This is a genomic window from Sinorhizobium alkalisoli, from assembly GCF_008932245.1.
Taxonomy (GTDB): Bacteria; Pseudomonadota; Alphaproteobacteria; order Rhizobiales; family Rhizobiaceae; genus Sinorhizobium; species Sinorhizobium alkalisoli.
This window is the reverse complement of the sequence record NZ_CP034910.1, coordinates 355,737-368,254: the sequence shown is the minus strand read 5'-3', so window position 1 is coordinate 368,254 and position 12,518 is coordinate 355,737. Positions and strand designations below refer to the sequence as shown.

At 63.6% G+C, this 12,518-nt stretch carries 6 protein-coding genes and 1 riboswitch; of the genes, 3 read left to right on the top strand and 3 right to left on the bottom strand.

Annotated features, from left to right (window positions below):
- The gene (thiC, locus tag EKH55_RS19325) at nt 1-1,830 is read right to left on the bottom strand and encodes a phosphomethylpyrimidine synthase ThiC (RefSeq protein WP_151612528.1); all 1,830 of its coding nucleotides are present in this window, start codon (nt 1,828-1,830) and stop codon (nt 1-3) included.
- Nucleotides 1,831-1,926: 96 nt separating this feature from the next.
- A riboswitch (TPP riboswitch) is annotated at nt 1,927-2,038 on the bottom strand.
- 289 nt (nt 2,039-2,327) lie between these two features.
- Between thiC and EKH55_RS19320 the strand changes: the two genes are divergently transcribed.
- Both EKH55_RS19320 and EKH55_RS19315 read left to right on the top strand, forming a co-directional pair.
- The gene (locus EKH55_RS19320; RefSeq protein ID WP_151612526.1) at nt 2,328-4,205 is read left to right on the top strand and encodes an ABC transporter ATP-binding protein/permease; all 1,878 of its coding nucleotides are present in this window, start codon (nt 2,328-2,330) and stop codon (nt 4,203-4,205) included.
- A 1,331-nt stretch (nt 4,206-5,536) separates the two neighbouring features.
- The gene (locus EKH55_RS19315) at nt 5,537-7,396 is read left to right on the top strand and encodes an ABC transporter ATP-binding protein/permease (protein WP_246231943.1); all 1,860 of its coding nucleotides are present in this window, start codon (nt 5,537-5,539) and stop codon (nt 7,394-7,396) included.
- 269 nt (nt 7,397-7,665) lie between these two features.
- Here EKH55_RS19315 and EKH55_RS19310 read toward each other — a convergent pair whose 3' ends face one another.
- Both EKH55_RS19310 and EKH55_RS19305 read right to left on the bottom strand, forming a co-directional pair.
- Entirely contained in the window at nt 7,666-9,027 is a 1,362-nt protein-coding gene (locus EKH55_RS19310) for a sigma-54-dependent transcriptional regulator (protein ID WP_151612522.1), read from the bottom strand.
- Nucleotides 9,028-9,031: 4 nt separating this feature from the next.
- A complete protein-coding gene (locus EKH55_RS19305) occupies nt 9,032-10,897 on the bottom strand; it encodes a sensor histidine kinase (protein ID WP_151612520.1) in 1,866 nt (621 codons plus the stop codon).
- A gap of 228 nt (nt 10,898-11,125) precedes the next feature.
- Between EKH55_RS19305 and EKH55_RS19300 the strand changes: the two genes are divergently transcribed.
- On the top strand, nt 11,126-12,451 hold the full coding sequence (locus EKH55_RS19300; protein WP_151612518.1) for a dicarboxylate/amino acid:cation symporter: 1,326 nt from the start codon (nt 11,126-11,128) through the stop codon (nt 12,449-12,451).
- Nucleotides 12,452-12,518 lie beyond the last annotated feature (67 nt).

Sequence of the window (12,518 nt, the reverse complement as noted above, 5' to 3'; positions counted from 1 at the left end):
TCATTCTCCCGGCTGCGTTTCTGGCGCGACCGGCATGTAGAGATCACCGCCGTCGCGGTATTTCGCCGCCATGGTCTCCAGCCCCTCCTTCTGCGCTTCGGCGCGGATGTCGTGGGAGATCCGCATGGAGCAGAATTTCGGGCCGCACATTGAACAGAAATGCGCCACCTTGTGCGCTTCCTTAGGCAGCGTCTCGTCGTGGAAATTGCGCGCCGTTTCCGGATCGAGCGAGAGGTTGAACTGGTCCTCCCAGCGGAACTCGAAGCGGGCGCGCGACAGCGCGTCGTCGCGGATGCGGGCCGCCGGATGCCCCTTGGCGAGGTCGGCCGCGTGCGCGGCGATCTTGTAGGTGATGACGCCCACCTTGACGTCGTTGCGGTCGGGCAGCCCCAGATGCTCCTTCGGTGTCACGTAGCAGAGCATGGCGGTGCCGAACCAGCCGATCATCGCCGCGCCGATCCCGGAGGTGATGTGGTCGTAGCCGGGCGCGATGTCGGTCGTCAGCGGCCCGAGTGTATAGAAGGGGGCCTCGCCGCAGGTTTTGAGCTGCTTGTCCATGTTCTCCTTGATCTTGTGCATCGGCACATGGCCGGGGCCCTCGATCATCACCTGGCAGTCCTTCGCCCAGGCGATTTTCGTCAGTTCGCCGAGCGTTTCGAGTTCGGCGAACTGCGCCCGGTCATTGGCGTCGGCGATCGAGCCGGGACGCAGGCCGTCGCCGAGCGAGAAGGAGACGTCATAGGCGCGGCAGATGTCGCAGATCTCCTCGAAATGCTCGTAGAGGAAGCTTTCGCGGTGGTGGTGCAGGCACCACTTGGCCATGATCGAGCCGCCACGCGAGACGATGCCGGTGACGCGGTCGACGGTCAGCGGGATATAATGGAGCCGCACGCCGGCATGGATGGTGAAATAGTCGACCCCCTGTTCGGCCTGCTCGATCAGCGTGTCGCGGAAAACCTCCCAGGTGAGATCCTCGGCGATGCCATTCACCTTCTCCAAGGCCTGGTAGAGCGGCACCGTGCCGATCGGCACCGGCGAGTTGCGGATGATCCATTCGCGAATATTGTGGATGTTGCGGCCGGTCGAAAGGTCCATCACCGTGTCGGCGCCCCAGCGCGTCGCCCAGACCATCTTCTCGACTTCCTCGGCCATCGACGAGGTGACGGCGGAATTGCCGATATTGGCGTTGATCTTCACCAGGAAGTTCCGGCCGATGATCATCGGTTCGGATTCCGGATGGTTGATGTTGGCGGGGATGATCGCCCGGCCGCCAGCGACCTCCTGGCGGACGAATTCCGGCGTGACGAAATCAGGCACCGACGCGCCGAAGCTCTCGCCGTCGCGTGTGAGTGTCTCTTTCGCCGCCTTGCGGCCGAGGTTTTCGCGGATGGCGATGAACTCCATCTCCGGCGTGATGATGCCGGCCCGGGCATAGGCGAGCTGGGTGACGGCCCGGCCCGGCTTGGCGCGCAGCGGCTGATGGAGCATGGGGAATTCCGGCGTCAGCCGCTCGCCGGTGGCAAAACCGTTGTCCTCCGCCTTGACGGCGCGGCCCTCGTAACGCTCGACATCGCCGCGTGCCACGATCCAGTCGCGGCGCAACCGCGGCAGGCCGGCGTCGATGCGGATGTCGGCGTCGTCGAGCGTGTAGGGGCCGGAGGAATCATAGACCGTGACCGGAGGCTCCCCGGAGGTCGGATGCAGCGCGATCTCGCGCATCGGGACGCGCAAATCGGGATGGAGTTCGCCCGGTTTGTAGACTTTTTTCGAGGCGGGGAGAGGTCCCTGCGTGACGGAGGGCGGCGTGGAAAGAGGTTTGAGAACGTTCATCTTGAGGCTCCAATTTTTGCGTTGGAGACCCAGTTCTGAAGCCGGAAGGATGAAAAGACGCTGTGCCGACGGAACGTGAAACTACGGAATCCTGGCTTTCGCACGTCTGCACCGTCCCTACGCCAGTATGAACTGGATCAGGTTCAACGGGTCACTGCGCGCTCCAGCAGTATCTCAGCCCCTTGCCGGGACCCCCCTGGTGAATGGCGCCCATAGTCACCGATATCGCCGCGCCGTCAAGATGGTTTTTTGGGACCCCAGCGAGGCACTCGCGGTGGACTGTCTCGTTTCTCGCCTCCCGCTTGGTTGGAACATCAGGGCACAGGGACTATTCTCTTAGGAAACTGATCGCGATCAGTGCGGTCGGGCGCAGCCTTGTCGATAGTGGATGGGATGGGAATGAGGAGCGTGTTCTGATCAGGAAGATCGGGGAGAAGGCCTTGCACGTGTGGAGCCGAAAGTGGGGAAGAGAGCCCCGGTCGACTCCCGTATCGCCGATGCGCAGCTTCTGGGGGCTGATGTGGGCCTATTGGTTTTCCGAGAAGTGGCAGGAGGCCTGGGGGCTGGCAGCGGTCATCGTCGTGCTCACCGGTCTGTCGGCGATTGCGAGCGTCTGGTTCGCCGAAGCCTCGGGCGAACTCGTCAGCGCGATAGCCTTTCTCCACCATCCGCAAAATCCCACGACGCTCAGCTCCATTCTGACGATCGCGGGGACGCTCGCCGCGATCATGGTGCTGAAATCCATCGCGTTCACGGCCGTGCGCCACTTCTTTTCGACGACCCTGCATCGCAAATGGCGGGCCTGGCTTGACCGACGCTTCAATGACGCGCTGCTCGACTGCAAACATACCCATCTTCACCTGCAGCGCGGCGTGGCGGAAGCCATTCCGACGTCGGTGGGCGTGCCGGACAATATAGACCAACGCGTCCAGGAATCGATCAAGGGCATGACCGGCGGCGCTATCGGGCTTGCCATGGGCGTTGCCGGGGTGACCCTGTCGCTCTACTTCGTCGGCGGCAGGATCATCGAGACCTCGACGGAGGTGAGCGGGCTGGAGTTTCTCGGCAGCTATGGCAGCGCCTTTCTGACGCTTGTTGCCGTCGCTGCCTACGTCCCCTTCAATACTTATGTCGCCGCCAAGCTCGGCGCGATCCAGCAGCGGCTCGACGTCCGGATGCAATGGGCCGAGGGCAGCTACCGCCGCGAACTGACGACGCTTCTCCACCGCAGCTTCCATGTCGCGGCCTCGCAAGCGGAAGGGGTCCAGAAGCGCATCCACAGGCGGCGCTATCGCGACATCGACCAGACTTGGTCGAACCTGAACATCCTGACGGCGTGTTATATGGGCTTCGAGCTCGTCCACAATTTCTTCGGCCAGCGCATCGTCGCCTATGCTCCGGGTCTGCTTCCCTATGTCAATGGCAAGGTCACGCTGCAGGGCTATGTCACCGGGGCGGAGCTTGCCAATGCGATCATCAATGATTGCTCCTGGTTCATCCACGTCATGCCGGACATAGCAAGGCTGAGAGCGAATGCGCGCCGCATCACCGATCTTGCCAATGCGATCGAGGACGTTCAGCGGCCCCGCGCTTTCTATGCCCGGACAGGTCACGCGGAGTTGAACCGCGTCTGGCAGGATCCCGAATTCGGCGTGACGATCCGCCGCCTCGAGCTGATGCATCCTGGCCATGACCTGCCCTTCATTACGACCGGCTATCTCCACATCAGTCCTGGCGAATGGACGCTTCTCGTCGGCAGGTCGGGCAGCGGCAAGTCGTCGCTGCTCAAGGCGATAAACGGTCTCTGGCCGCATGGCCGCGGCACAGTCGCCCTGCCCGGAAACGTGCGCACGCTCTTTGCCGCCCAGGACGTGAAGCTGCCGCCGATATCGCTGAAGGAACTGATATGCCTGCCCGAGCCGGGCGACGCGTTTACGGATCGGGAAGCTTTAGCGGCGCTTTCCATGGCCGGCCTTGCCGAATTCGTCGGCGATCTCGCCGCGGAGGGGCGCGGTGCGCAAAGCTGGGACCAGCTCCTTTCCGGAGGGCAGAAGCAGAAGCTGGTGCTTGCGCGCATCCTCCTGCAACGGCCGGGCCTGATCTTTCTTGACGAACCGACCGGCGCGCTCGACGTCGAGGCGACGGTCGCGTTCCATCAGGCGATCAAGGATGTGTGCCCCGGCGCAACCGTCGTCAGCATCATGCATGACGCAGTGCCGCCGAAATCTGCAAAGGGCGAGAATTATTACGACAGCGTGCTCGCCATTGCCGACGGCCGCGTGACGAAGCGGTCGCTGCCGAAACTGGCAGGTGGCCCGGTCGGTCCCGCGCGCGTGAGGCGGCATCCGGAGCCAATGGGGCCAGGATCGAGATGAAGCCCGCCACCATATGAATTGAGGAAGACCCTAATTAAATTAATTTGGATGCGAAGCGACAGGAGCCCCTCCATGTCGCTATCAATGACCGGGTGCGCCGCCTGCTCCCTCGGTAACAAGGGTTCCCCTGATCGGCTGCTACATTTGGGCAGCCAACCAGGAGAGCACACGATGCGTGTCATTCTAGTCGCTATGATTGCCTCAGTTCTGAGCATACTTGCCTTCAAATACGCTGATCATTCTCTGGGGAATGTGCAGATCGTGGCGACGGCTCAGGAACTTGCAAGCAGTTAACGGTCGGCCGCTTCACTCACTGCCTCCAATTTCTCGCATTCAAACGCTTTACAGGGAATGGACCAAGCCAGCATTGCGGTCCTGGTACTTATCTTCACCCTCATCGCTGTCGTATTGAGTATCCTGGCAGTGGGCCCAAGAGATGAGGCGCCGCCCACGGAACCGACATTGATTCCTCGGTACCGTCGTTTATGCGCTTGGTAGGGGGTGACCCGCCGCCGTCAACACCGAGCAGAACGGCAATGGCGGCAGCGGCATCACCCTCAGCTACGGTTGGTGAGCGTTCGGAGCTTGCGAGCAGCGCCCCGGGCGCACCCGCACCAGCCGGCGGGCGGCAACAGCACCGACCGGGCGCTGTCTGGACGCCGTCGGGGACGATCGTCGCGACCGCGGATAAGACGCACCACGCTGTAGGCGGAAAGAATTCAGGATTGCTGCCCGCAGCTGCGTCGCCGCGGCAGCACTCGTGGGGCAAATGTGGCTGCGCGCCGCGGCCTGCGACAAAGGTGCCACTGGCTCATATTTCCTTAAATCGTAATACAGCCTGTAATAAAAAGTGCTGTAACGATCCATCGCGTCTGAAGAGATGGGCTGCGCGGTAGTTGAGACGCGAACGCGCAACGGTTATGCTTGCTGCGATTGATTGCATTAACGGGCGTCGCGTGCCGTCGACCCAGACCGCTGCACACTATCGGGCGTCACGAATACGTGCGTCCCAGCGTGGTATTGTTGTTAATTGCATAGGGGCTGTCATCGAATTTCCAAGAGGGGCGGGTTCCTATCGCGGCCGGTCATGGTCGGTCGCCAGGGCTGAAACTGCAGTTGGACATTCGGAATGAGCGGGCAGACGGGCGCTTGCGAAGCGGCCGTGCGTGACCCCTGTGTGCTTGAGGTCCCGAACAGGGATGCTCACAGGCAAGGGAGGGGGGGACGTGAATTTGCACTGGGGGAGTCGCAATTTACACCGGGGGAGCCGCAGGCGGGTAAGGGAGCCGCAATCGACGCCCGTTTCCGCAATGCGCAGCTTTTGGGGGGTAATGGGCGCCTACTGGCTTTCCGACAGATGGAAGGAAGCATGGGGGCTCGCCGCGGTTATCATCGTGCTTACGGCCTTGTCGGCAATGGCCAGTGTCTGGTTTGCCGAGGCGTCGGGCGAACTCGTCAGTGCAATCGCCTTTCTTCACCATCCACAAAACGCGACGACGCTCACCTCCATCCTGGCAAGCGCGGGAACATTGGCCGGGATCGTCGTGCTCAAGGAGATCGGATTCATCGCAATCCGCCACTTCTTCTCGACGACCTTGCACCGCAAATGGCGCGCGTGGCTCGACCATCGCTTCAATGAGGCGCTGCTCGACCGCAAGCACACGCATCTGCACCTGCAGCACGGTATGGCGAAGGCCAACGCGTCGAACGCGGCAGTCCCGGACAATATCGACCAGCGGATCCAGGAATCGATCAAGGGCATGACCGGCGGCGCCATCGGGCTTGCCATGGGCATTGCCGGCGTCATCCTGTCGCTCTTCTTCGTCGGCCGCAAGATTATCGAAACCTCGACCGAGGTCGAAGGCTTGGAGTTCCTCGGCAGTTATGCCAGCGCCTGCCTGACGCTCGCAGCCGTCATCGTCTACGTTCCGATCAACACCTTCCTTGCGGCGAAGCTCGGGGCGATCCAGCAAAGGCTGGAAGTCAGGATGCAATGGGCCGAAGGCAGCTACCGTCGCGAACTGACGACGCTGCTTCACCGCAGCTACCATGTGGCGGTCGCCGATGGCGAGGCAGTACAGAAGGACATCCACAGGCGACGCTATCGCGACATCGACCACACCTGGTCGATCCTCAACATCCTGGCCGCGTGCTACATGGGCTTCGAGCGCGTCTACAACTTCTTCGGCTCGCGCATCGTCGCCTATGCGCCCGGGTTGCTCCCCTATGTCGCCAGCAGGATCAGCATGCAGTCCTATGTCACCGGGGCGGAGCTTGCCAATGCGATCATCAACGATTGCTCATGGTTCATTCATGTCATGCCCAATATAGCAAGGCTCCGGGCGAATGCACGCCGCATCACCGACCTGGCGCAGGCGATCGAGGACGTGCAGCAGCCGCGCGACTTCTATGCCCGCACGGGCCGGTCGGAATTGCGCTATGCCCAGCAGGCTCCCGAGTTCGGCTTGACGATCAGACGGCTAGAGCTGATGCACCCGGGTGATGTTCTGCCCTTCGTCGAGACCAGCCATCTTCACCTCGACCCCGGCGAGTGGGCCCTTCTCGTCGGCAAGTCGGGCAGCGGCAAGACATCGATGCTCAAGGCCATCAACGGCTTTTGGCCGCATGGCCGCGGCACGGTCGTGTTGCCGAGAAACGTCAGGACCTTCTTTGCCGCGCAGGACGTGAAGCTTCCGCCCGTATCGCTGAAGGCGCTGGTATGCCTGCCCGGCCTCGTCGGCGCCTACTCGGACGCCGCCGCCGCCGCGGCGCTCTCCAAGGCCGGCCTTGCCGAATTCGTCGGCGACCTTGCCGAGGAGGGTCGCGGCACGGGAAGCTGGGACCAGCTTCTTTCCGGGGGGCAGAAGCAGAAGCTCGTGCTGGCGCGCATCCTGCTGCACCGCCCGCGGCTGCTCTTCCTAGATGAACCGACGAGCGCGCTCGACAGCGAGGCGACGGTCGCGTTTCACCAGGCGATCAAGGATGAATGCCCCGGCGCAACGGTGATCAGTATCATGCACAACGTCGTGCCGCCGAAATCCGTGAAGGGCCTGGAATTCTACGACAGCAAGCTCGCCATTGCCGACGGCAGGGTGGCCAAGATGCCGCTGTCCAGACTGATAATCGGCCCCGTCGGCCCTGCACGCATAAAGGCGCATGCGGAAACAGCGGTCGGCTCCGGATCAAGGTGAGGCCAGCGATCCGCGCGATTCCGACCCGAGTCCTTGGGGCTGTTGCCGTCCCTTCCCGCTACCGCGACCTTCCCCCGCAGCAGGCGGGACAAGGGACTCGCGGCGCCCTGTCGCCTTGCAGGCATCGCTGACAGAAGCGGAGGGGCGAGCGGCCAACTCTCATCCCCCTCGCCCCGCTTGCGGGGAGAGGGCTTGGGTGAGGGGCGGTTCTCCGCCCGGAACGCATTATCGCGCCTACAGCGCCGCTTACGATTTTCGGGCTGATGCGCCTAAACGCTTCCATCCTTCGCGGAGTCTCGCCCGGCATAGTTCGCGCGATTGATGCCGTGGCGCTGGAGCTTGTCGTAGAAGGTCTTGCGGGGAATTCCGAGTGCCAGCAGGGTCTCCTTGACGTCACCGTTGTTTGCCGTCAGCGCCTGCCTGAGGATGTCCGCCTCGTAGCGCTCCAGCCGTTCGGGCAGGGTGCCGCCATTTTCCGGGGCGGCGGGTTTCCCGGCCGGCATCTCCGCCACGCCCAAAGCCACCCGCTCGGCGAAATGCGAAAGTTCGCGCACATTGCCGGGCCAGGGGTGCGACATCAGGTGGTCGCGGACGGCGGCCGGGATGTCCGGCATGTCGCGGCCGAAGCGTTCGGCGGCGCGCTTCAGGAAGTGCGAGAAGAGCAGCGGGATGTCCTCACGGCGTTCGCGCAAGGGCGGGATCGACAGCGTCACGACGTTCAGCCGATAGTAGAGGTCCTCGCGGAAGTCGCCGCGCTCGGCCGGATCGCCGAGATCGATCTTTGCCGCCGCGACGACGCGGATGTCCACGGGCCGAACGATATTGGTACCGAGCGGGGTGATCTCGCGCGCTTCCAGAACGCGCAGCATCTTGACCTGGGTCGCCGGCGGCATCGCCTCGATCTCGTCGAGGAAGAGCGTGCCGCCGCTCGCATGTTCGATCCGGCCGATGCGCTTCTTGACGGCGCCGGTGAAGGCGCCGGGCTCATGGCCGAAGAGTTCGCTCTCGATCACCGTCTCCGGCAGGGCGCCGCAATTCAGCGCCACGAAATTGCCGGTCCTGCGCCGGCTCCACTGGTGCAGGAGCGTCGCCACGACCTCCTTGCCGCTGCCGGTTTCGCCGGCGATGAGCACGTCGACATCGGTGTCGGCGATGTGTTTGAGCGTCTGGCGCAGCCGTTCCATCACCAGCGTCTGGCCGATCAGCGGCAGGCTGTCGGCGGCGGCTTCCGCCGCCTGGCGCAGCCCCCGGTTTTCCATGACGAGCCGGCGCTTCTCGTCGGCGCGCCGCGCGCTCTGCACCAGCCGGTCGGCGGCGAAGGGCTTGGCGATGAAGTCATAGGCGCCGTCCTGAATCGCCTGTACCGCCATCGGTATGTCGCCGTGGCCGGTCACGAGGATGACGGGCAGGTCCGGGTCGAGGCTGGCGACCTTGCGGAACAAGGCCAGCCCGTCCATGCCCGGCATGCGGATATCGCTGACGATCACGCCGTCGAAGTCTGGGTTGAGTGCTTCGAACGCTTCGGTTGCGCTGGCAAAGGGCGAGACGGTGAAGCCGGCAAGCTCCAAGGTCTGCTGCATCGCCTTGCGCAGGTCTCGGTCGTCGTCGATCAGGAACACGGCGCCGCTCATTAGTTCAAGCCTTCTGCAAGAGGACGGTGAATGTCGTGCCGGTGGAGCCGCTTTCGACCTCGATCGTGCCGCCATAGTCGGAAACGATTTCCTTGGAGATCGCCAGGCCCAGCCCGAGACCCTCCTCCTTCGAGGTGTTGAAGGGCGTGAACAGTTCCTCGCGAATATCGGCCGGAATGCCGGGGCCGTTGTCGGTGACGGTGAGCGTGACGCCGTTGGCCGTCTCCTCGCAGCGCACCTCGATCGTGCCGCCGTCGCCGCTGCCGATCGCTTCCAGCGCGTTCTGCAGCAGATTGATCAGCACCTGCTCCAGCCGGATGCGATTGCCGAGCGCCCTTAATCCGTCCGGCGGCAGCGCGATCCGGATCGCGTCCATGCGCCCGGCAAAGCGGCTGCGCAGAAGCATGAGCGCGCCCTCGATGACATTCTTCATCGGCGTCGGCTCGGCGGCAAAATGGCCCTTGCGGGCAAAGCGGCGCAGTTCCTCGGTGATGGCGCCGACCCGGTCGGTGAGTTCGGCAATGCACTCCATGTTCTCCGCCGCGGTCGCGCTCTGGCCGCGATCGAGAAAGGTGCGGGCATTGTCGGCATAGGCACGGATCGTGGCGACCGGCTGGTTGATCTCGTGGGCGACGCCGGCGGCGACTTGGCCGAGGATCGCCAGGCGGTTCGCCTGCACGAGATCCTGCTGCACGGCCTGCAGCTTTTCCGTCGTCTGGCGATGATCGGCGATCTCGGTTTCGAGGCGGTCGCGGGCCATGCTGAGATCGCGCGTTCGTTCCGCCACTTTCCCTTCGAGTTCCCTGGCTCTCAGCCGCTCGGCCGCCGACCGCATCGCGATCGCCTGGCGGCGGCGCAGGAGGAAGGCTGCGAGCCCGAAGAGCGGCACGAGAACCGCGAGCAGGATCAGCCGTGCTTCCCGCGCGCCGGCCGCGAGCGGGGCAGTCAGCGGCGACAGCAGCTCGAGCCGCCAGTTCGTCGATGGCACCATGGTCTCGACGCGCAGGAAGGCTCCAGCGCCGCCGCCTGGCAGCAGGGCGTCGAGCGTAGAGGAGCCGTCGGGCCGCGCTTCGACCTTGTCGAAGGGCAGCGGCAGCAGGGGAGCATCGCCGAATTGCAGGCTTTCGCGGATGGCGGCGAGCCGGTCTTCGGCGATTGGCTTCGTCGTCATGAAGCGCCACGACGGCAGGCTGGTGATCAGCACGATGCCGCGGCGGTCGGTGACATAGGTCGGCTTGTCCGAGACGCGCCAGTCGGTTTCGAGACCGTCGAATTCGAGTTTGGCGACGATCACGCCGAGCGGTCCGTCCGCCCCGTCGATCCGTCGGGAAATGTAGAGACCGGGCTGCCTGCTGACCGTGCCCAGGGCGAAATGCTCGGCCTTGCCGTCGCGCATTGCCAACCGGAAATAGTCGCGAAAGCCGTAATTGCTGCCGACGAAGCTCGTCGGCTCCCGCCAATTGCTGGCGGCGACGGCGACACCATTCTGCCCGATCAGATAGACGACCGCCGTTTCCGCACTTGCCGCCAGGCTCTCGAGCTTGCGGTTGATCCGGTCGAGCGATTGTTCGTCCGCGGAGCGAAGGGCTTCGCGAATGGCGGAATCATCGGCAAGAACCAATGGAAGCGCGCGCTGCCGTTCGATGACGGCCCTCAAGAGCGACGCCTTCAAGCTGGCGTCGATGCGGCTTTGCGAGTCGATCCCCGCAAGCGCTCTCGTCCGGCCGTATTCGCCGGCAAGTAAAAGGCCGGCCGCCAGAACGGCAAGCGCCACCGCTGCGAAAACAAGCCACGACCGCCGCGCGCGGCGGCGAAGCGTTCGCAGATCGTCCGTGCCGGACAGTTTCTTGAACATCGCGCCATTGTGCATGTTTTCGCGCAAAGCGCCAGTGGACCTGTGCGGATATCCGCACAGGTAAGGAGTGCAGAATTGTGAAGCACAAAGAAAATGCAAGCGATTTCAACTATCTCGCGGTGCCGCACAGAACTGGCACGCGCGTTGCTAAATAGCTCACAAGGCGGCAGCAGCTGTCGATCTTCGGAAAAGCGGCCCGGGAGGCCCGGCAATCGCCGGACTGGGCGCCATGTGGAGGATATCATGATCATAGAACATTCCGCGGAAGCCCGCGGCACGACACCCATCTATCGCCATCTCTATGTCCAGGTCCTGGCGGCGATCGCCGCGGGCATCCTGCTCGGGCATTTCTATCCCGGCATCGGTACCGAGTTGAAGCCGTTCGGCGACGCCTTCATCAAGCTCGTCAAGATGATCATCGCGCCGGTGATCTTCCTGACGGTCGCGACCGGCATCGCCGGCATGACCGATCTCGCCAAGGTCGGCCGCGTCGCCGGAAAGGCGATGATCTACTTCCTGACCTTCTCGACGCTGGCGCTCCTTGTCGGTCTCGTGGTCGCCAATGTGGTGCAGCCGGGTTCCGGCATGCATATCGACCCCGCCTCGCTCGATGCCAAGGCGGTCACCGGCTATGCGGAAAAGGCGCATGAGCAGTCGATCACCGGCTTCCTCATGAACGTCATCCCGACGACGCTCGTCGGCGCCTTTGCCGAGGGCGACATTCTGCAGGTGCTGTTCATCTCGGTGCTCTTCGGCATTTCGCTGGCGATGGTCGGCAAGAAGGCCGAGCCGGTCGTCGATTTCCTGCAGGCGCTGACGCTGCCGATCTTCCGGCTGGTGGCGATCCTGATGAAGGCCGCCCCGATCGGGGCCTTCGGCGCCATGGCCTTCACCATCGGCAAGTACGGCCTCGCCTCGATCGCCAACCTCGCCATGCTGATCGGCACCTTCTATCTGACCTCGTTCCTGTTCATCTTCCTCGTGCTCGGCGCGGTTGCCCGCTACAACGGCTTCTCGATCGTCTCGCTCATCCGCTATATCAAGGAAGAGCTGCTGCTCGTCCTCGGGACGTCGTCTTCCGAGGCGGCACTTCCGGGCCTGATGAACAAGATGGAGAAGGCGGGCTGCAAGCGCTCCGTCGTAGGCCTGGTTATCCCGACGGGCTATTCCTTCAACCTCGACGGCACCAACATCTACATGACGCTTGCGGCGCTCTTCATTGCCCAGGCGACTGACACGCCGCTCTCCTTTGCCGACCAGATTCTGCTGCTGCTCGTCGCCATGCTGAGCTCGAAGGGGGCGGCCGGCATCACCGGCGCCGGCTTCATCACGCTTGCCGCCACCCTCTCTGTCGTTCCGGCGGTTCCGGTCGCCGGCATGGCGCTGATCCTCGGCATCGACCGTTTCATGTCCGAGTGCCGCGCAATTACCAATTTTATCGGTAATGCAGTAGCGACGCTGGTGGTGGCGAAGTGGGAAGGCGAGCTTGATCAGGCGCAGCTTTCCGTCGCACTCGCAGGCGACGCCCCGGTCGAAACCATTCCGGCGGTGGTCCAGCCAGCGGAGTAATGCCTCCCAGGGCCCGCACGACAAGTGCGGTTGGGCGCGGTCCGGTCTTCCGGATCGCGCCCCTTTT

Bases quoted from the DNA above. Each gene is read 5' to 3' on its own strand.
- EKH55_RS19310 (WP_151612522.1), bottom strand. From the start codon at position 9,027: ATGAGCGGCGCCGTGTTCCTGATCGACGACGACCGAGACCTGCGCAAG.
- thiC (WP_151612528.1), bottom strand. From the start codon at position 1,830: ATGAACGTTCTCAAACCTCTTTCCACGCCGCCCTCCGTCACGCAGGGA.
- EKH55_RS19300 (WP_151612518.1), top strand. From the start codon at position 11,126: ATGATCATAGAACATTCCGCGGAAGCCCGCGGCACGACACCCATCTAT.
- EKH55_RS19305 (WP_151612520.1), bottom strand. From the start codon at position 10,897: ATGCACAATGGCGCGATGTTCAAGAAACTGTCCGGCACGGACGATCTG.
- EKH55_RS19320 (WP_151612526.1), top strand. From the start codon at position 2,328: ATGCGCAGCTTCTGGGGGCTGATGTGGGCCTATTGGTTTTCCGAGAAG.
- EKH55_RS19315 (WP_246231943.1), top strand. From the start codon at position 5,537: ATGGGCGCCTACTGGCTTTCCGACAGATGGAAGGAAGCATGGGGGCTC.